This window comes from Clostridium arbusti SL206 (assembly GCF_000246895.1).
Taxonomy (GTDB): domain Bacteria; phylum Bacillota; class Clostridia; order Clostridiales; family Clostridiaceae; genus Clostridium_I; species Clostridium_I arbusti.
Window position 1 is genome coordinate 36,935 of record NZ_BAEV01000010.1, and the last position, 20,205, is coordinate 57,139.

Consider the following 20,205-nt stretch of genomic DNA (forward strand, 5'->3'; position numbering starts at 1 on the left):
AGATAAATGATGATAGTATGGTCTCTCTTTATAAAATATTTATATTAATTCATTATATTAGCCATATAGCCATATAATTTCTATTATTATTATTTCTTCTTATATATTGATTTCATATAACAAATATTATTTTGTTTAAATTAGCTAATATGAATTTTTAACCTTTAGATGGAGATGATATTTTGGCTGAAAATAAAAAAAGTTTGACTTATATATTTTTCACATTAATTTTAGCATCAGTTCTATGGTATCTATTGTTTGTTATTAAGCCTTTTAACTTTTGGATAGAAATGAGCTTTTCTATTCTTGTTCTAATACTTAGTGCTTCATTTTCAAAAAATAGCTTTTTTATATTTAAGAAAGTAAGCTTTAGAGATATACTTTTAGGTATTTTTTCAGCTATTGTGTTATATGCTATATTTTATTTTGGAAATATAGTATCAGGATATTTGTTTTCATTCAAGGATACAGAAATATTATCAATTTACAATAATAGATCACAAGAAAATCTAAAACTTATAAGTGTACTACTTCTTTTCTTAATTGGTCCAGGAGAAGAAATTTACTGGAGAGGCTTTATTCAAACAACCTTAGCTAGAATATTAGGAGAAAATAAAGGATATATCTTATCAGCAGTACTTTATGCATTAGTACACATTATCACTGGAAACATCATGTTAGTTTTGGCAGCTTTTGTATGTGGATTATACTGGGGATGGCTTTATAAGAAAGAACAAACTCTTATACCAGTAATTATATCACACGCACTTTGGGATCTTACAATATTTGTTTTATTCCCACTAATATAAAAAGGAGGTTATAATATGCTCAGTCAAAAGTCAAATGTTCAAAATATCTTTTCATCTATTGCTGAAAAATATGATATGTTGAATACAGTATTAACTCTTAATATTGATAGTCTTTGGAGAAAAAAAGCTATAAATATTTCAAATATAAATGAAAATAGTAAAGTTTTAGATTTATGCTGCGGTACTGGTAAAATGGTATACTATACCTGCAAAAAAGTTGGTAAGAGCACTGAAGTTATAGGTTTAGATTTCAATGAAGCTATGCTTGAGGTAGGTTATAAAAATCTTAATAAAAGTATTACTGACTATAAATTTAAATTACTTAAAGGTGATGTGCAAGCACTTCCCTTTAGAGATTGCAGCTTTGATTGTGTAACTATTGCCTTTGGATTAAGAAACATTCCCAATAAAACAAAGGCACTATCTGAAATCTACAGAGTACTAAAGCCAGGTGGAAAGGTAATATGCTTAGAATTATCAACTCCACAAATACCTATATTTAAGCAATTATATGGATTGTATTTTAACAATATGCTTCCCATTATTGGATATTTAGGCACTGGTAGTAAAAATGCCTATTCCTATCTTAGAGACTCTGTAAACAAATTTATGTCAAAAGCTGAACTTAAATATGCCTTTAAATCCATAGGCTTCAATGATGCTAACTACAAATCTCTGTCTGGAGGTATAGCTTCTATACACTACGGTACAAAACCAGTTGTACTTAAATAACCTGTTTACACGTATTTGTAACACATAAAAAACTCGCTACTTTTCTATAGCGAGTTTTAATGTTTTTTCAAATAATCTACTTTTCGCCCATTCTACCGTTGGACTGCCTTAAATTATTCCCCAAATTAAAGGTCCTGCACTTCTTTTGTTACGGCAAAAACGCTTTAGAAACCGCTAAGACCACATTGATTAATTGGTTTGGGTAAATTCCAAGAATAACAAGCGCTATCATGGATACGGATAATGCTAATTTGGTGCTTTTGGAAACAGTAATTGCTTCAAATTCCTTAGGCCCTTCTCCAAAGTACATGACCTTAACCACTCTAAGATAGTAGTATGATGATACCACGCTCATACCAATACTTAAAAATGCTAGCCATAATTGTCCCTTCTCTATTATAGCTAAGAAAAGATAAAATTTTCCTATAAATCCAGCCAATGGTGGCATTCCTGCCAGGGAAAGTAAAGAAATGAGCATGACAGCCGCCAGAAAAGGTGACCTTCGCGCTAAACAAGCATAATCTTTAATTTCATTACTACCTGTTGCTTTAGAAACAGCAATTGCAACCCCAAAAGCACCCATATTGGCAAAAATGTAAAATAAGCTATATAGTAAAATGGATGCCACACCAAGGCTTGAATTAGCAATAACACCCAATAAAAAATAGCCAGCTTGTGCAATACTTGAGTAAGCTAACATTCTTTTGATATTGGTCTGAGGAATGGCAACTAGATTACCTAATATAACGGTTAAAACAGATAAGAGAATGATTAATTCAACCCAATAACTAGAAACAGATGACATGCCGCCTATAAAAAGTCTTAGTAGTACTACCAAAGCAGCAGTTTTAGATGCTACTGCCAAAAATACAGTGATTGAAGTAGGTGCTCCTTCGTAAATATCTGGTGCCCACATATGAAAAGGAACAATAGAAATTTTAAAAGCAAAACCTGCCATTAGAAATATCATTCCCAGTATTTCTAATGGTACAAACTGTCCTGCTCTTAACACATCTGCAATTTCTTTAATAATGGTAGTTTGCGTTACACCGTACATTAGACTTAATCCATACAGAAAAATTGCTGAAGACATTGCACCCAAAATAATATATTTTAAACTTGCTTCTTTGGACTTTTCATCCCCTTGATAAGCAATTAAAATACAAAAAGAAATGGTCATTAGTTCTAGCCCCATATACAGGGTTATAAGTTCTCCAGAGGATGCCATAACCATCATTCCCAAAAGTGCTGAAACAATTAAGGCATAGAACTCTCCTTGTTTAGATACTATATGATCTTTAGAAACTAAAACAGTTAAAATGGCAGCAATTAAAAATAGCTGTTTAAAAAAAATACTAAAAGAATCAATAATGTAAGCTCCACCAAACAAATTTTGTGGATGACTGCCATTAAATAAAGAAATTATTAAAATTGTGAAAAGACCTATTCCTGTGAGCAATGCAAATTTCTCTTTATGCTTTGGCAGTAATAAATTTACTACCAAAAGAATAATACATAAAGTCGCAGTTAAGAGTTCAACTATATAGCTAACCATTAAAATCCCCTCCCGATAATCCCTGCTTCTGATATTCTCTTAATCAAGGGAATTGCCCCACTATGAATAAGATTAATTAACGGTGCTGGGAATAGGCCAAAAAATATTAATACACCTGATAAGATAACTATAGGAATCATTTCCACACCTTTAGCATCTTTTAAGTGATCCCATTCTTTTTTTCTAGGACCAAGGAAAGTATCTTGAATCACCTTCAATATATAAACAGCTGTAATGACAATTCCTAGAACAGCTAAAATTGAGATGACTTTAAAAGGTATAACTGAAAATAATTTTGTTGTTTTGCTAAAGGAACCTACAAATATGAGAAATTCAGCAACAAAATTATTTAGCCCTGGCAAACCCAGTGATGCAAAGCCGGCAATTATAAAACCAATGGCTATTCTTGGCATCTGATGCATTAGTCCTCCAAATTGAGCAATTTCTCTTGTATGAGCCTTATGATAAATATTACCTATTAAAGTAAAGAACAAAGCTGTCATAATACCATGAGCAAACATCTGCGCTACTGCCCCGTCAATTCCTGCAAAATTTAAAGAGGCAATCCCCAAAAGTACATATCCCATATGACTTACGCTAGAATAGCCAATTACAAATTTCAAGTCCTTTTGAGCCATGGCAACCAAAGCACCATATACTACATTGGCAATAGATAGTACTGCAATTAAAGGAACCCAGTATTTTGCACCTTCTGGGAAAAGAAATATTCCTGCCCTGATAATTCCATAACCGCCTAGTTTCATCAAAACTCCAGCATGGAGCATGCTCACAGCTGTTGGTGCAGCTACGTGCCCATCAGGAGACCATGTATGAAAGGGCCACATAGGAACTAAAATGCCAAAGCCTATTAGCATTAGAAAAAAAGCAAATTTCTGAAAACCAAAACTATAATTAATACTGCTAAGAGTTTGAATATCGAAACTTCTTATCCCTAGGCTATTGCCATATACAAAGGTTGCAATGATCCCAACTAAAACAATTGAACTACCTACCAATAAATACAGAGTTAACTTCATTGCTGCGTAGTCTTTCCGAGTACTTCCCCAAACGCCGATTAAGATATACATTGGAATAACAGCTATTTCAAAGAATAGAAAGAAGAAAAATAAATCTTGGGAAATAAATACCCCAAAAACACCTGCAACCAATAATAGTAGAAATATGAAGAATTCCTTGATTCTATTCTCCATTTTCCATGATGCAAAAACACCTGTAAAAATAACAATGGAGGTAAGCAGTATCAAAGGCAAGCTTAAACCATCTACTCCCACAGAATAATTAATTCCGAAGGCAGGTATCCATGGATATGTCTCCATAAATTGAAGCCCACCTATTCCTCTATTATAAGTTACAAAAGCTACAATGGATAACAACAATGAAATTGAAGTGACAATTGCTGCGGTTACTTTTATTTCCTTCACCTTAGTTGCTGGAAGCAAAAGTATTATCATAATACCTAAAATCGGTGCTAATAATATTAATGTTAATATCGGAAATTGCATCTATATCCCTCCTAAAATCGGTGCTGCTAACCATAGAATTATGAAAGCAATTGCTATAAAAAAAATGAAAGCATAATTCTGCACACTACCCGAGTTAACAAATCTAAGTCTTATACCCATCCTTTTTATTAAAGAAGTAGTATTATCAAAAATTCCATCTACTATCTTTCGATCACACCAATGGAAGAAATGAGAAATATTTAAAACAATTCTATCGTATATCCAATTATAAAACTCATTGAAATAATATTGATTAAAAAGAAGTTGATGAATTGGTTTGAATCTCACACTAAGGGCTTCACTTGACACTACTTGCTTACCATAAATAAGCCAGCTTAATATGATTCCACCAAAAGCTGCCGCCACCGATTCACCCATAATGATTGGGTTTGGTAATGTACTTTGGGCCGCCTGAAAATATATGTATGAAGCAAAAGTCTTATTGAGGAAACCATAGAATATTGCAAAAACTGATAATATTATTAAAGGCAATGTCATATTCCAAGGATTTTCGTGTACTGAATGCTTCTGCTTTTCCTGGCCAAAGAAGACGGTAAAAACCAGACGCGCCATATAAAAAGCTGTTAAAAATGCTGTTATTAAACCTAAATAATATAAGAACTTATAGCCATGTTCGTAAGTTACAGACAAAATTTCATCCTTGCTGAAAAAACCAGACAAAGGTGGAATCCCTGCCAAGGCTAAAGAACCAATAATGAAAGTCCAGCTGGTAATTTTCATTTTTTTAATTAGACCACCCATTTTAAAAATGTCCTGTACACCAATAGCATGAATAATACTACCAGCACCTAAAAATAATAAAGCTTTAAAAAATGCGTGACTGGTAAGATGAAATACACCAGCGGTAAATCCACCTACACCCATTGCCATAACCATATAACCTAACTGGCTCATTGTTGAAAAAGCCAATATCCTTTTTAAATCCCTCTGCACCAAAGCAATAGTACCTGCCATAAAGGCAGTTATTCCTCCAATGTAAGCAATTACTAAACTCACTTCATGTAATGAGGAAAATAAGATATAACCGCGTGCAAGGAGATACACACCTGCTGCCACCATTGTAGCTGCATGAATTAAAGCACTTACTGGTGTTGGTCCTTCCATAGCATCCGGAAGCCAGACATGCAGTGGAAATTGAGCTGACTTTGCAACTGGACCTGCAAAAATTAATAATGCTGCAATAGTAAGGAAGAAAACATTGGGATAAGTGGGAATACTAACAGCAAGTTCCCTAAAATTAAAAGTTCCAAAAGCTATGAAAAGACAAAGGATTCCTAATAAAAATCCAAAATCTCCCACTCTATTGGCAATAAATGCTTTCTTACTAGCTCTTGCAGCTGAATGCTTATGAAAATAAAAACCAATGAGAAGATAGGAACATAAACCTACCAATTCCCAGAAAAAAAACATCTGAAAATAGTTATTGGCAATAACTAAACCTAACATAGAGCTGCTGAACAGCGATAAATTTGCAAAGAATCTAGAAAACCCTGGATCATTTTGCATGTATCCTAAGGAATATATTTCCACCAACAATCCAATAAAAGTCACAATTAGAAGCATAATTGCGGTAAGTGGATCCATTAATACTCCTGCTGCAATATTAATTGGAACCGAAAGCCATGAAACAGCATATTCAACAGGCTGATTAATACTAACTCCAGAAGCAATAACGTCATAAAAAACACCTAAAGAAAATATAAGCGAAAGGGACATTCCTGTTATTGCAATTATTGCACTAATACGTTTAAATCTTTTTGTAATAAAGGCTATAAGTAAAAATGTAATTGCTGGAAATATTGGAATTAACCAAGCTAAACCTATAAATATCATAATAACACCTACCATTTCAAAATATTGAAATCCTCTACATTAGTTGTATTACGGCTGCGGTAAATATTTAAGATAATAGCTAAACCTACAGCAATTTCAGCTGCTGCAACCACAATGACAAAAATAGCGAAAAGCTGTCCTGTAACTTTTGCGGGTGCTAAGAATTTATTAAAAGCTACTAAATTAATATTGACTGCATTCATCATAATTTCCACCGACATTAATACACTGATAACATTTCTTTTTGCAAAAGCTCCATAAAGTCCAACACAAAACAAAGCTGCTGCTAATAGAAGATAACCCTCTAAACCAACCATTTAATTTTTCACTCCTTTAGCTAAAATAATGGCTCCTACCATAGCAATTAACAAAAGTATGGCAGAAATTTCAAATGGAATCATATAATTTCCAAAGAATCCTTCTGCAATAGAACCAATGGTATTTTTTACTTCTAAATTTTCATAAGTAAAACGACTCACTAGAATCAAACGTGCAATCAGCGCAAAAAATCCTAAACAAAATATTAGACTGACCCATTTTAATTTATTAAATGGATTACTATTTTTCATTTCATTTTTTCGTGTAAGCATTATAGCAAATACTATTAAAATAGAAATAGCACCCGCATAAATTAAAATCTGTACTAAACCCAGAAAATCCGCTTCAAGTAAAATGAAAACTACTGCGATACCTATAAATGTTAATATCAGTAATAGTGCACTATGTACAATATTTTTTGAACGGACCACGCCTATGGCACAAGCTAAAATTAGAATTGCTATAGGCCAAAAAACAAAAGATGAAATCATAATAAGTCCCCCTTACTGCTGAATAGTGTCAATTTGGTTTCAGCTCTATTATAAGTACTTAATTCAAAATTAGTAGTAGACTGTAACGCTTTACTAGGACAGCTTTCAACACAAAGTCCACAAAAAAGGCAATACATTAATTCCATTTCATACTTACTTAAATGTCTTTTATTATTTTCATCTTTATAACTGTCAATGGTAATAACTCTATTAGGACAGCTCAAAGCACAAATACCACAAGAAATACATTTCTCTGAATCCAGTTTAAAAGAACAACGTGAACGTGGTGGTAACTTAGGATGCTGTTCTGGATACTGCTCTGTAATATTTTTTTCAAATAAATGCCCTAAGGTTACTCTAAGACCATTGATTAATCCTTTACCAAACATCTAACTCACCCCTTAATTAACTGAAAGATTTTAATACCTATCCCTGTAAATAAAACATTCATTAAAGAAATAGGAATAAGATATTTCCAATTTAAAGACATCATATGATCCAGTCTAAATCTAGGAAAAGTCCAGCGAACCAACATGAATAATAAAATTATTACATAGGTTTTTAATATAAACCAAATCCAGGAAGGTAATATAGGACCACTTGCTCCACCTAAAAACAAAGTGACTATAAGTGCTGAAATAGCAAACATATTGGTGTATTCAGCAAGATAAAAAAGTGCATAGCGCATTCCACTATATTCTGTAAATGGTCCAGCTACTATTTCCTGTTCTCCTTCAGGCAAGTCAAAAGGTCCTCTATTTAACTCAGCTGTTGCAGCAATAAAGTAGACAACAAAGGCAATAGGCTGTAGAAAAATGAACCAGACATTATGTTGTGCTCCAACGATTTCTGTCAATTTTAAAGAACCACTTAGCATGACAATGCCAAGAAGAGAAAAAATCATAGGTATTTCATAGCTAATCATTTGAGCAACTACTCGCATTCCTCCTAAGAGAGAATATTTATTATTAGATCCCCATCCCGCCATTAGAATGGGTACAGAAGCAGTTCCGGAAATGGCTATAAAATAAATTACACCCAAGTTTAAATTAGCTGCAATCATATTTTTGCCAAAGGGTAAAACCACGTAGATTAATAGCGCAGGAACCATCACTAATAAAGATGCTAACCGAAAAACCCATCGGTCTGCTTTGCTCGGAATAATATCCTCTTTACCTAAAAGCTTGACCACATCAGCTAAGCTCTGAAACAACCCTCTAGGCCCAAATCGATTTGGACCTAGACGCTGCTGCAGAAAGCCACAAAATTTTCTCTCTAGATAAATCAGATACATAGCATTTAACAAAACAAAAACTACAATAGCTATAAAATAAAGCACGCTCATAATTATACTCACAAAAATATGTGGTATTCCTAATGCCAAAATCAATTTTTTGGCCAAGCTAGATATATTTATAAAGATATTCTCCATTTTTCCCTCCTATTATCGATCGACTTCACCTAATATAGGATCAAGTGATGCTAAAATAGCAACTGCATCCTGAATTGTACTTTCTTTAGCCATTTCAGGAAAGGCACCAATATTAACAAAAGATGGTCCATGTATGTGAAGTCTATAAGGTTTATTCAATCCATCGCTTACCAGATAATAACCTAGAGTACCTTTAGACCCCTCAATTTGGTGATAAATATCTCCTTTTGGTAGTTTTATCATCCTAGGAACTTTAGCTAAAATTGGTCCCTCTTGAATTTGCTGTAGCGCTTGCTTAATAATTTTTAAACTTTCCTCCATTTCGCCAATACGCATTAACCATCGCTCATAGCAGTCACCATTTTTTCCAACAATCACCTTAAATTCGAAACGTTGATAAATACCATAAGGTACATCACGTCTTAAGTCCAAATCGATACCAGAAGCTCTCAAATTTGGGCCTGTTAATCCATAAGCCAAAGCTCTTTCCCCGCTAATAATTCCAACATCTTTAGTTCTGGCTTGAAAAATTTCATTGCCTGTAATGATGCGTTCATATTCCACAAAATTTTTGTCCATATCTGTAAGGAAATTTCTTAACTCTGGTATAAATTCCTCAGGCAGCTCCTGACTTACTCCTCCAATGCGCATATAATTTGTTGTCATTCTAGAGCCACAAACCATTTCAAATAAATCCAGAACTTTTTCTCTATCTCTAAAAAAATACATCCAAGGAGTAGCTCCGTTGAGATCAATTGCCATGCTCCCTAAAAAAACTTGGTGACTGGCAATTCTCTGTAGTTCAGCCATAATGATGCGAAGATATTCAGCTCTTTCCGGAACTTCAATTTCCATAAGCTTCTCCACCGTTTGGACATAACCTAATTCATTTAACATCCCAGACAAGTAATCCAATCTATCGGTATAAGGTATAAATTGAGTATAGGTTCTAGATTCAGCTAATTTTTCCATACCTCTATGTAAGTAGCCAATGACATTTTCAACATTAACAATACTCTCTCCATCCAAAGTGAAAATTGCTCGATATACTCCATGAGTACTAGGGTGCTGTGGGCCAAAATTCAGAGTCATTTCCTCAGTATGAAACATTTTCTGTCGTATCATCACCAAACCTCCTCTCTATCTTCTCTCAATAATTTTAAAATCTTTTCGTAAAGGATGCCCAACAAAATTATCTGAACACAATATTCTCTTTAAATTGGGATGACCAATAAAGTTAATTCCAAATAGATCATATACTTCTCTTTCCTGAACATTTGCCGCCGCCCACTCCTTAGTCAATGAAGGAATCTCAAGTTTTTCATCAAGTTTTACCTTGATTCTAATTAGCTCATGGGTCCTTAATGACATAAAATGATAAATACAGCTTAATCTTTCTTCTTCAACTGCAGTTAAATCCACTAAAAAATTAAAGCCATACTCTTTTACCTTTTTTACAATACCTAGAAAAGTATTAATTTCTATACAAATAGCTATTTGCGTGTTTTCCATGATTTCAACATTTTGTTGATACTCTTCTTTTAATGCCAAAATCAGCTTTTCACTAATTCTACTCACCTATACTCACCTCTTCCGGATGAATAATTTTTTCTTTTAAAGTTAAAAGACCGTGAAGTAATGCCTCAGGACGCGGAGGACAGCCTGGAATATATACATCTACTGGTAAAAATGTGTCTGCACCAGGGACAACATTATAGGAGTCTACAAAAGGACCACCACTAGTAGCGCAGCTCCCCATAGCAATTACCCATTTAGGTTCCGGCATTTGTTCGTAAATTCTTTTCACAATAGGTGCCATTTTTTCAGTAACAGTTCCAGCAACGATCATCAAATCTGCTTGCCTTGGTGAAGCACGAAAAACTTCATAGCCAAAGCGTGCAATATCATAACGAGCGCCTCCAGCCGCCATCATTTCAATAGCACAGCAGGCTAAACCAAATGTCAGAGGCCAAAATGAATGAGCACGACAAAAATTTAATGCATCATCTAATTTGGTTAATTTAATATTTTTTTCTATCTCTTCTTGAATGTATTTATTCTGTTCAAATTTCATTTCCACTCTAATGCCCCCTCTTTCCACGCATACCATAACCCAATGATTAGAATTCCAATAAAAATAAACATCTCAGCAAAAGCGAATAAACCCAGTGTCTTAAATTTCACTGCCCATGGCAAAAGAAAAACTGTTTCAACATCAAAAAATAAAAATACCAAAGCATACATAAAATAACTGGCTTTAAATCTAATCCAGGTTGATCCAGTAGTTTCAACACCACATTCATAAGTAGATAACTTTTCTTTATTCGGCTTATTAGGCCTTACAAAGGAAGCAGTTAACAAAACAACCACTCCAAAGATGAATGAGGCTATGAGAAAAATTCCAACCATTAGAAAATCTTGTAGCATTTTTATCACCTCCTAAAACGTAATTTACTTATAATTTAGCAAGTAACTCATTTATTGCATCCACTTTTTCCTCCTATCTGATTGTCCTTTATCTTTATTCATTTGCATTCCTCATTTCTATTTAACTCTTAAAGCGAAATGTTTTAATTTATTTTTCCTCCCTATAGTGGGAGGATATCACTTAAAAACTACTAAGTTATTGATATCTTTCTCTTTGCTTACATACTACCCAATTCTTATGAAGACTTTATGTAGATTGAAAAAATAAACAGATAAACTTTTTTAGTGCACTTAATATCTACATATTATCTTTACATTTTTTTTATATAATTAACCGCAGCATAAATTATAGGATATTTAACATAATTGATGATGCTATTTTAATTATTAATAAATAAATTTTTTATTATCCTTAGTAATTAAGAAAGGGGTGAAAACAAATGAAATTTCAAGAAATTCATAAACCGATAAAAAAAGAATTAGATCAAGTAAAATCAGATCTTAAAAATTTGAGTTCAGATATACCTAATAGCTCACTACCTGAAATAATTGAATACTTTTTTAAAATTCCTGGCAAACACCTTCGTCCCACTTTAGTCTTATTATCCGCAGGAACAGTAAATTCAAAACTCTCAACAAGCCCTAACTCTTCATTAATACAATTAGCTGTAGTAGTAGAACTCATTCATAGTGCAAGTTTAATCCATGACGATATAATTGATAATGATTTTTGTCGTAGAGGTCAAAAAACTTTAAACAAAATTTATGGTAGAAAGGTTGCTGTTCTTGCTGGTGATGTGATTTTTTCTCATGCTTTTTCAATAATTAACGAATCACTCCCTAAAAAGTTTGTGAAGCCTATCGTTCAATTAACTACTGAGATGTGTGCTGCTGAGATAGATCAGGCTCAATATAATTTACCTAATAAAGAAATGTATTTTAATATTATTAAAGGCAAAACAGCCTCATTCATGGGACTTTGCTGCCGCTTGGGTGGTGAAATTTCAGGTGGAAGTGAGAAAGAAATTCTAATTTTAGAAGAATACGGTTTAAATCTTGGTATGGCCTACCAAATAATTGATGATTATATGGATGGCGATATTAAAGCGAAAAGTAATGTAACCATGGAAGATGCTCATTATTTTGCTCAAAAAGCTATAGATGCATTAAGAAATTTTGAAGCTTCTTCATATAAGGATAGCTTAACAAATTTGGTTAATTACATTTTAACATTTTCCCACAGCAAAGCTCAGAATGCTTAATTAATATAAAATATAATCAATATGTAAAATAACAGTTGAATTGACTAGATTTTATACTAAATCATTCCAACTGTTATTTGCAAAAACTAAATGAAATAACCTAATTTAAATTTATCAAATTTTAGCCCCTAAAATATATTACATGCATATATCTTTTTTAGGAAATTCTATACTAAACGCAGTACCTTCACCTATCTTACTTTTAACCTGAATTTTCCCTCCATTGGCTTCTACTAAACTTTTAGTTATAGTGAGTCCAAGACCTGATCCACCGCTATTTTTATCTCTTGATATATCACTTCTATAAAATCTCTCAAATATATATGGTAAATCTTTTTCAGAAATACCTATACCATTGTCTTCTACCTCTATTACAATATAACCTCTACTTTCAAATAAAGATACTTTTACTCTACCATTAATTTCAAGATACTTATTCGCATTTGAAAGAAGATTATACAGTATTTGTTTTAAATTATCTTTATCCATATATACAATTATTTTTTCTGTAATTTCAGTTGTAATCAAATAATTTTGTTTCATAAATATAGGTTTAAAAGTATCTACAATATTTGTAATTTCAGAAGATAAATCAAATTTACTTTTATTAAGAGTTATACCTGCTTGCTCAAGCTTTGATATGTTTCTAAGATTATTTACTAATTTTGAAAGTCTATCTAATTCTTCATAAAATACTTGAAACCTTTCTTTTGAGGGTTCCCATATGCCATCAATTAAGGCTTCCACATGAGTTTTTAGTGTAGTAAGTGGAGTCCTTATTTCATGGGCCATATCGGAAGTAAGTCTTTTCCTGAGTTCTTCTTGATTCTGTAATGTTTCTGCAAGGTAGTTTATTGAACAAGCTAGTTCTTCTATTTCTTTTGTATTACATTTTATATTAGAACGAACTCCTAAATTTCCTCTTCTCATATCCGAAGCAGTTTTAGTTATTTTTTCAAGTGGAGATGCAATCTGTCTTGATAGAAAAAAACTTATTAATAATCCAAGAATTAGTGTTATAAAAAAAGAGATTATAAAGGATTGATTAAGATTATTTATAAAAGTCAATGAGTTTGAAGAAAAATAAGAACTGCCGTAGTAACCAATAATTATTGTCCCCACTACACTGTTATCCTTAGTTATTTCATGTTTTTCTTCTTTATATTCTCCAGTATTAATATTTGATAAATCACCCATCATACTGCTTTTTCTTCCACCCATCATTGAATTCATCATATTTTTATGCTGCATATATGCAGTCCCTGAAGAAAATAGAGTATTACCTGAATTATCTCTTACTTCAATATATAATTCGTCCATATTTGCATTCCTAACTATTGATTCTTGGCTATCATTTGAGAACCCATTATTTTTATTATATGAACCTTCAATAAATTTAACTATTTCATTTATCTTTGTGTTGTGTTCATCCACTAGATATTTTTTAAATTCATTAGAAATTCTTACATTTGAAATAATACTGGTAATAATTAAAGAGCCAATAAGTGCAATTAAAAAACCCAAAGATAGTTTTTTACCAAGTGTTATTTTCACTACTATGACCTCCTGCATTATTTATATTAACTACAATACTATCAACTCTTTGAGCCTGTAAATTTATAACCTACTCCATAAATTGTATTTATGTATTTAGGATTCTTAGTGTCATCCTCAATTTTATGTCTTATATTCTTTATATAGCTGTCCACAGTTCTATCAAATCCTTCATATTCAATTCCAAAGGCTTTTTTTACTAACTGTTCTCTTGTGAATACCTGACCGGGATTTGTAAGTAATGCTAATAGTACTTTGAATTCATAGGGAGTAATATCTATTTCTTTAGTTCTCTTTTTAACCTTCATTTTTGTTACATCTATTTCCAAATCCCCATCATTAAATACAAGATAATCTGCAAGTGGATTCTGGTCTCTATAAGCTCTTCTAAGAAGTGCTCTGACTCTTTCAACTAGTTCTCTTACACTAAAAGGTTTTGTAAGATAATCATCTGCGCCCATTGCTAATCCTTCAATTTTATCATCTTCCTCTATTTTAGCAGTAAGCATAATAATAGGAACATCAGACACTGCTCTTATCTTTCTACAAACTTCTTCTCCAGAAATTTTAGGAAGCATTAAATCCAATACAATGAGTTTAATATTTTCTTCTTTAAAGATTCTAATTGCCTCTTCACCATCTGTTGCTGTATATATTTTAAATTTATCCTTTTCCAAATAAGCTTTAATTACTTCCAATATATTATCTTCATCATCAACTACCAGTATATTAATAGTATCCTTCATTTTTCAAACACCTCAATACAATTTATTACTTCATTCAATTATAATTATATCAAAAATAACTAGAGATTACTCTCTAGTTATTTTTGATAAATTCTTTTCTCTTTTTATATTCTTCTTCGGTAATTTCTCCTTTGGCATACATACTGTTAAGAGTTTTAATTGCGTTGTTATTTCCATTGAAATAGCCTTTTAATAATTTTATTCCTACAACAACTATTCCTATAATTATTAAAAATCGTATTATCATAAATATTATAAGGTATGGACTTCCCCAGCCTATGAATCCATTACCATAACCACAACCAAACATAATATCCTCCTCCTTTTAATTTTCTATAATTAAATTATAAAATTAAATTATGGAGCAATTATGAATAATTTATATCTATTACTGTAAAACACATTTAATAATACAATATTGAGGCTTTAGCTTTATAAAGCATATTACAAATTCATCTTTACTCCGTTATTTTTAAGCCACTGATCTCTTTGCTTATAATCTGGCAATATAGAAGCTACTGCTTTCCAGTAATCCTTAGAATGGTTCTTATGAACCATGTGGCACATTTCATGAACTACTATATAGTCAAGTACAGATTCTTTAGCCATAACACATCTCCAGTTAAACAGAAGTGCATCTTTATAAGTACAACTTCCCCATCTTCTCTTTTGTTCTTTTACTTTAATTTCTGAAGGCTTCATATTAAAATACTTTTGATAAAAACTGACCCTCTTATTTATCTCCTTTTTTGCCATTTCTCTATACCACAATTCCAGAGCTTTTCTTATGTATTCTTTATCGTTATTCTTAGTAGTTACTATGATTTTATCATTCAAAATAGTAACATTTGGCCTATCTATATTAACATCTAAGTTTATCTCAATAGGACACTCTCTTCCAAGGTACATAAACAATTCACCCGTAACAAATTCCCTACTTGCAGACTGATAGGGCCTATGTTTAAAATAGTAAAGTTTTTTAGAAATCCATGCTGCCTTTCCCTTTACCATTTCTATTATTACATCCTCTGGTATTCCAATAGGTGATCTTACTTTAATATCCCCCGTAGGTTCTATAGATATTCCCATGGTCTTTCGTTTACTAAATAACACTTGAAATTCTATATCTTCACCAGCATACCTAATTTTTAATTTCATAATAATCACCTGATATTTTATATATGCATATACCTCATTCTGTTTATTTATGAGTTTTAAAACTTCTGTTAATACTTATATGTAATATTCATTAATCCTAAATTTCATCTAATATATTTATAGCATCTTTTATAAGTTTAGGGCATATATCTTTGAATAAACCTTTTTCTCTAGCATATTCCCTCATACCTTTTTGGTTTAAATTACATCCAAGCAGATCCCTACAGGTAATTGAAGAATTCATTTTTTTAAACTTTTCATTGAAGATTCCAACCATTTCATAAACTTTTTCTTTAGATTCCTTATCTTCAATCTTGTCTGGACCATATTTAAGTCCTAAAACCATTATTGCTCCAGCTACAGCACCACAAACTTCACCTTGACGTATTCCACCGCCAAAGCCTGTACCTACTTTTAATAGTGAGCTCATATCTAGATCCAATTCATTGCAGTAAGTTAATAATACGCTTTGAGCACAATTGGCTCCTCTACTAAATTTGCCTACGGCTTGTTCCACTTTATTCATAATATCCACCAGCTATCTTTAAAATTATAAACTCATATTTTCATACCGTTATATAACAGTTTCTCTTTTTTAACTTTATTCTATAATACCACAACTTAATAAAAAAATATATTTTATTATTGAATTTCACGTTATTAATTATTATTTTTTTATATTTACTAAAAAAATCAATTAAAAGATGGATATCTCGTAAATAAATCTTGTTTATACCTAGCTAATCACTCTACAAATTCTGTTTATGCATTAATATTCATTGATAAAGCAGATTATTATAAAATATTTTATAGCTTTTCTATTTTAATATTTTTAATAAAATTATTAATCTATCAATTATATCTATAAATGCAATGTACATTTTATTAATTTGCTAATTTTCAAGCATTTATATATTAAATTTCATTATTTTACACATATACCTCTTCATTAAATTATGCTAAAATAAGAGTAATTTCAATAGCTTGTATATATTAAGAAACAAGAAGTTTATATTAAAATCTTTTGTACAAAAGTCAATCTCATTACCGAAAACAAATTTTCCAATTAACTAATAAATTAATATATGAGGAGTATTAAAATGAAGAACATTATTATTATATTCACTGGCGGGACTATATCCATGAAAACAGATAAAAAAAGTAACTCTGCTGTACCCTCTTTATGTGGCGAAGATATACTAAAGTTAATTCCTGGTATGGATAGTATAGCAAATATTGATTGCATGGATTTCGGCATAATACCCGGTCCCCATATGACTCCAGAAAAAATGATGGAATTATCCAAAATAATAAGTGATAAATCTAAAGATTATGATGGTATAGTAGTTACTCATGGAACAGATTCCCTTGAGGAAACGGCCTATCTTATAGATCTTACTTATAATAATTTAAAGCCTGTAGTTTTTGTAGGTTCAATGAGAAATAGTTCAGAACTAGGATGGGACGGCCCTTTAAATATTATAAATGCTGTTACTACATCTATCTCTGAAGATGCAAAAAACAGAGGTGTCTTAGTAGTAATGAATAACGAAATACATTGCGCTGCACAAGTTACTAAGACAAACACCTCCTCACTAGATACTTTTAAAAGTTTAGATTTTGGCCCTATAGGTTTTGTTGACAACAATAAAGTTTATTTTTATTTTAACTATACAAGGCATGAGCATATACCTACGAAAAAAATTCAAAGCAATGTGGACCTTATAAAATGTGCCTGTGGTATGGATCATCGTCTCTTAAAATTCTGTGTAGATTCAGGAACAAATGGCATAGTAATTGAAGGTATGGGCAGGGGGAATATTCCTCCGAAAATGCTTTCTGGAGTTGACTATGCACTGAGTAAAAATATACCTGTGATTTTAGTTTCTAGATGTATTTCTGGAAAAGTTTCTGATAATTATGGTTATGAAGGTGCTGGAAAAGACTTAACTAAAAGAGGAGTAATTCTTGGTGATAACCTTCCAGGTCAAAAGGCTAGAATTAAGTTAATGGTGACTCTCGGACTTACTGATGATTTATCTGAAATAAAGAAAATATTTGAAGAAAATTATTATTAATGTACTTAACCCCACCCACAAGTGGATGGGGGTTTTTAATTCTCCTCTTAAATCAACTGCTTTCGCTTATTAAAGAAATTACTATAACACATATAGCATGCTATAAATGAAGATATAGCTGTAGTTGAGAGAAGCATAAACATAACTATAATTTGATATTTAATAGCATTAACAGGTGAAGTACCAGCTAAAATAAGTCCAGTCATCATACCCGGCATTGATACAATTCCTAATGTTTTTGTTGAATCTATTGTAGGCAGCATACCTGTCTTAATGGCATTTCTTATTATCTCTATAGAAGATGGTAAAATATCTGCTCCCAACGAAAGTTTTGTCTCAACTTCTTCACGTTTATTTTTAAAATCTGAACTCATCTGTTTAAAACATAATCCCAACGCCACCATTGCATTACTTATAATCATTCCACTTACAGGTATTATTTGATAAGCCTCATATTTTATAGTTCCTGAAAATACAAGTATTGATAAAGTACTAATAGTTCCTACAGCTATTGAAATAAATGAGATTACTAAAGCATTCTTAACCTTACCCCTTTTAGCAGCATTATATGCCGCATTAAAGGTCATAAAAACTAGTAAGAATGTGGTGAAAAGTGGATTCTTGAATCCAAATATATAGTTAAGCACATAGCCAAGAGCAATCAACTGTATTATACCTCTGATTACACCTATAATTATTTCCTTTTCAAGTTTAAGCTTCTGAAAGTATGAGAAAAAAATAGAAATTAGTACAAGTAATGAAGATATTAATATTGAAGAAATATTAATGTTTGTTCCAGTATTCATCTTAAAACCTCCAAAGATGTTATTTCACCCTTCTCCATAGATATTATTTTATTTGCATATTTTTTACTCTGATCAAGATTATGAGTTATCCATAAAATAGTGATACCTTCTCTATTTAAGGATTGAATTATATTTTCAACTATTAATGTATTGTCTACATCAAGTGCTGAGGTAACTTCATCTAACAGCAAAATTTCTGGTTTAAATAATAAAGTTCTAATTAATGCTATCCTTTGTTTCTCTCCACCCGAAAGATTCTTTACCTTCTTATTTATAGAGCCCTTCTCGAGTCCAAAAATTGATAGAAGTTTGTCTACTCTTTTCAAATCAATCTTCGTATTTCGTATTGAATATGGAAATTTACAATTATCAATTACAGTATCCCCAAATAAATAAGGATTTTGAAAGCAATAAGCTATATTTCTTCTCCATTCATTAGGACTATACTCCGTATAAGATTTATCTTTATAAAGTATACTACCCTCTGTTGGGCTTATAAGCTGAGAACACAATTTTAAAAATGTACTCTTTCCGCTACCAGAAGGCCCTACTATCGAAATAAAATCTCCACGATTAATATTTATTGATATATCTTTTAATATGACTTTATTATCATTAGTATACATAACATTTTTAAAGTCCAATAAAGGCACTATGAACACCTTCTCTAATTATTATTTTGTTTAAACAATTCTTCTTTATTTACATTGCTAATCAATTCAAATAGCAACTGTGTAAATACCATTTTTTTATCTTCTTCAAATGTATTAAATAGATTATGTGCAAATATTTTATCTTGATTAATATGATCCTGTATCACCTGACTGCCCTCTTCAGTTACAATAAGTTCAACAATCCTCCTATCTGTATTATTTCTAATTCTTTTGATATAATTTTTAGATTCTAATCTATCAATAATCCCTGTAGCCGTTGAAGCTGGTATATTATATTCCTTTGATATATCCTTAACTTTTAACTTCTTGCCAAAATATATTCTTTCTAAAATATACATGTCCTGTGGCTGAATATTTGATGTTTCAAATTGATACAGATTTTTATATTGTAAAATTTCTATCAATTTATGCAATAAAATATTTTCATCCAAGACAATCTCCCCCCTTTAAATTATATTGTTAAAAAAAACATATAATATCTACTTTTCATTATTACATATGACTATAAGGAAATATTATCTTTCATCAATTTATCAAAAGTTCATTCTTGTTAAGTAATTTACGCTATACGTTTATTACGAGTTACGTATATTATAATACTTATTGTAATATAATACAATAAAGATTTCTATTTCTTAATTTTTTATTGAATTAAACAGTATTTCCAGATTTTATTTACGAAATAAAATAGATGTAGTCATAAGACTACACCCATTTAAATGAGACAGTTACAGAAAACGCATTTATATTATTAGCACATATGCAAAATATATTCACTGTCAATTA

The 20,205-nt window shown here is 31.3% G+C and carries 23 protein-coding genes; 4 read left to right on the forward strand and 19 right to left on the reverse strand.

Annotated features, from left to right (window positions below):
• Positions 1–182: 182 nt before the first annotated feature.
• Positions 183–809 carry a CPBP family intramembrane glutamic endopeptidase gene (locus RH99_RS03415; RefSeq protein WP_010233969.1) on the forward strand — a complete coding sequence of 209 codons (627 nt, stop codon included), beginning with the start codon at positions 183–185 and terminating at the stop codon, positions 807–809.
• Positions 810–824: 15 nt separating this feature from the next.
• The gene (ubiE, locus tag RH99_RS03420; protein ID WP_010233971.1) at positions 825–1,541 is read left to right on the forward strand and encodes a bifunctional demethylmenaquinone methyltransferase/2-methoxy-6-polyprenyl-1,4-benzoquinol methylase UbiE; all 717 of its coding nucleotides are present in this window, start codon (positions 825–827) and stop codon (positions 1,539–1,541) included.
• A gap of 148 nt (positions 1,542–1,689) precedes the next feature.
• Here the strand turns inward: ubiE and RH99_RS03425 are convergent, their stop codons facing one another.
• Genes RH99_RS03425 through RH99_RS03475 form a run of 11 tightly spaced genes read right to left on the reverse strand, consistent with a single transcriptional unit; the run spans position 1,690 to position 11,141 of the window.
• Positions 1,690–3,096, reverse strand: coding sequence for an NADH-quinone oxidoreductase subunit N (locus tag RH99_RS03425; protein WP_010233973.1), 1,407 nt, complete (start codon positions 3,094–3,096; stop codon positions 1,690–1,692).
• Complete coding sequence (locus RH99_RS03430) at positions 3,096–4,619, reverse strand: complex I subunit 4 family protein (RefSeq protein ID WP_010233975.1); 1,524 nt, start codon at positions 4,617–4,619, stop codon at positions 3,096–3,098. The genes RH99_RS03425 and RH99_RS03430 overlap by 1 nt, the downstream gene beginning before the upstream one ends.
• Positions 4,620–6,473 (reverse strand): NADH-quinone oxidoreductase subunit L, encoded by a 1,854-nt coding sequence (nuoL, locus tag RH99_RS03435; RefSeq protein ID WP_243441439.1) that lies wholly within the window; start codon positions 6,471–6,473, stop codon positions 4,620–4,622.
• Positions 6,474–6,481: 8 nt separating this feature from the next.
• Positions 6,482–6,790 (reverse strand): NADH-quinone oxidoreductase subunit NuoK, encoded by a 309-nt coding sequence (nuoK, locus tag RH99_RS03440; RefSeq protein ID WP_010233981.1) that lies wholly within the window; start codon positions 6,788–6,790, stop codon positions 6,482–6,484.
• Positions 6,791–7,282 (reverse strand): NADH-quinone oxidoreductase subunit J family protein, encoded by a 492-nt coding sequence (locus tag RH99_RS03445; RefSeq protein WP_010233983.1) that lies wholly within the window; start codon positions 7,280–7,282, stop codon positions 6,791–6,793.
• Entirely contained in the window at positions 7,279–7,671 is a 393-nt protein-coding gene (locus RH99_RS03450; protein WP_010233986.1) for a NuoI/complex I 23 kDa subunit family protein, read from the reverse strand. The genes RH99_RS03445 and RH99_RS03450 overlap by 4 nt, the downstream gene beginning before the upstream one ends.
• Before the next feature lie 5 nt (positions 7,672–7,676).
• Complete coding sequence (nuoH, locus tag RH99_RS03455; RefSeq protein ID WP_010233990.1) at positions 7,677–8,714, reverse strand: NADH-quinone oxidoreductase subunit NuoH; 1,038 nt, start codon at positions 8,712–8,714, stop codon at positions 7,677–7,679.
• Positions 8,715–8,726: 12 nt separating this feature from the next.
• Entirely contained in the window at positions 8,727–9,839 is a 1,113-nt protein-coding gene (locus RH99_RS03460; protein WP_010233992.1) for an NADH-quinone oxidoreductase subunit D, read from the reverse strand.
• Positions 9,840–9,854: 15 nt separating this feature from the next.
• Positions 9,855–10,292 carry an NADH-quinone oxidoreductase subunit C gene (locus tag RH99_RS03465; RefSeq protein WP_010233994.1) on the reverse strand — a complete coding sequence of 146 codons (438 nt, stop codon included), beginning with the start codon at positions 10,290–10,292 and terminating at the stop codon, positions 9,855–9,857.
• Positions 10,285–10,794: an NADH-quinone oxidoreductase subunit B gene (locus tag RH99_RS03470; protein WP_026038386.1), complete on the reverse strand. Its 510-nt coding sequence runs from the start codon at positions 10,792–10,794 to the stop codon at positions 10,285–10,287. Before RH99_RS03470 ends, RH99_RS03465 begins: the two co-directional genes overlap by 8 nt.
• Complete coding sequence (locus tag RH99_RS03475) at positions 10,785–11,141, reverse strand: NADH-quinone oxidoreductase subunit A (RefSeq protein WP_010233999.1); 357 nt, start codon at positions 11,139–11,141, stop codon at positions 10,785–10,787. The genes RH99_RS03470 and RH99_RS03475 overlap by 10 nt, the downstream gene beginning before the upstream one ends.
• Positions 11,142–11,581: 440 nt before the next feature.
• Between RH99_RS03475 and RH99_RS03480 the strand changes: the two genes are divergently transcribed.
• On the forward strand, positions 11,582–12,403 hold the full coding sequence (locus RH99_RS03480; protein ID WP_010234002.1) for a polyprenyl synthetase family protein: 822 nt from the start codon (positions 11,582–11,584) through the stop codon (positions 12,401–12,403).
• A 138-nt stretch (positions 12,404–12,541) separates the two neighbouring features.
• On the opposite strand, the gene RH99_RS03485 is transcribed toward RH99_RS03480, so the two are convergent.
• The 5 genes from RH99_RS03485 to RH99_RS03505 all read right to left on the reverse strand — a co-directional run bounded on the left by RH99_RS03485 (position 12,542) and on the right by RH99_RS03505 (position 16,387).
• Positions 12,542–13,957, reverse strand: coding sequence for a HAMP domain-containing sensor histidine kinase (locus RH99_RS03485; RefSeq protein WP_010234006.1), 1,416 nt, complete (start codon positions 13,955–13,957; stop codon positions 12,542–12,544).
• A gap of 41 nt (positions 13,958–13,998) precedes the next feature.
• Complete coding sequence (locus RH99_RS03490; protein WP_010234010.1) at positions 13,999–14,703, reverse strand: response regulator transcription factor; 705 nt, start codon at positions 14,701–14,703, stop codon at positions 13,999–14,001.
• Positions 14,704–14,776: 73 nt separating this feature from the next.
• The gene (locus RH99_RS03495) at positions 14,777–15,013 is read right to left on the reverse strand and encodes an SHOCT domain-containing protein (protein WP_010234013.1); all 237 of its coding nucleotides are present in this window, start codon (positions 15,011–15,013) and stop codon (positions 14,777–14,779) included.
• 134 nt (positions 15,014–15,147) lie between these two features.
• The gene (locus RH99_RS03500) at positions 15,148–15,861 is read right to left on the reverse strand and encodes a M48 family metallopeptidase (protein ID WP_010234014.1); all 714 of its coding nucleotides are present in this window, start codon (positions 15,859–15,861) and stop codon (positions 15,148–15,150) included.
• Positions 15,862–15,958: 97 nt separating this feature from the next.
• Positions 15,959–16,387: a C-GCAxxG-C-C family protein gene (locus tag RH99_RS03505; RefSeq protein WP_010234016.1), complete on the reverse strand. Its 429-nt coding sequence runs from the start codon at positions 16,385–16,387 to the stop codon at positions 15,959–15,961.
• Positions 16,388–16,961: 574 nt separating this feature from the next.
• On the opposite strand from RH99_RS03505, the gene RH99_RS03510 reads away from it, so the two are divergent.
• The gene (locus RH99_RS03510) at positions 16,962–17,939 is read left to right on the forward strand and encodes an asparaginase (protein WP_010234018.1); all 978 of its coding nucleotides are present in this window, start codon (positions 16,962–16,964) and stop codon (positions 17,937–17,939) included.
• 47 nt (positions 17,940–17,986) lie between these two features.
• On the opposite strand, the gene RH99_RS03515 is transcribed toward RH99_RS03510, so the two are convergent.
• The 3 genes from RH99_RS03515 to RH99_RS03525 are packed head-to-tail and all read right to left on the reverse strand — an operon-like array spanning position 17,987 to position 19,850.
• Positions 17,987–18,745, reverse strand: coding sequence for an ABC transporter permease (locus tag RH99_RS03515; protein WP_010234021.1), 759 nt, complete (start codon positions 18,743–18,745; stop codon positions 17,987–17,989).
• The gene (locus tag RH99_RS03520; protein WP_010234023.1) at positions 18,742–19,398 is read right to left on the reverse strand and encodes an ABC transporter ATP-binding protein; all 657 of its coding nucleotides are present in this window, start codon (positions 19,396–19,398) and stop codon (positions 18,742–18,744) included. The genes RH99_RS03515 and RH99_RS03520 overlap by 4 nt, the downstream gene beginning before the upstream one ends.
• A gap of 14 nt (positions 19,399–19,412) precedes the next feature.
• Complete coding sequence (locus RH99_RS03525; protein ID WP_010234024.1) at positions 19,413–19,850, reverse strand: MarR family winged helix-turn-helix transcriptional regulator; 438 nt, start codon at positions 19,848–19,850, stop codon at positions 19,413–19,415.
• Positions 19,851–20,205: the final 355 nt, after the last annotated feature.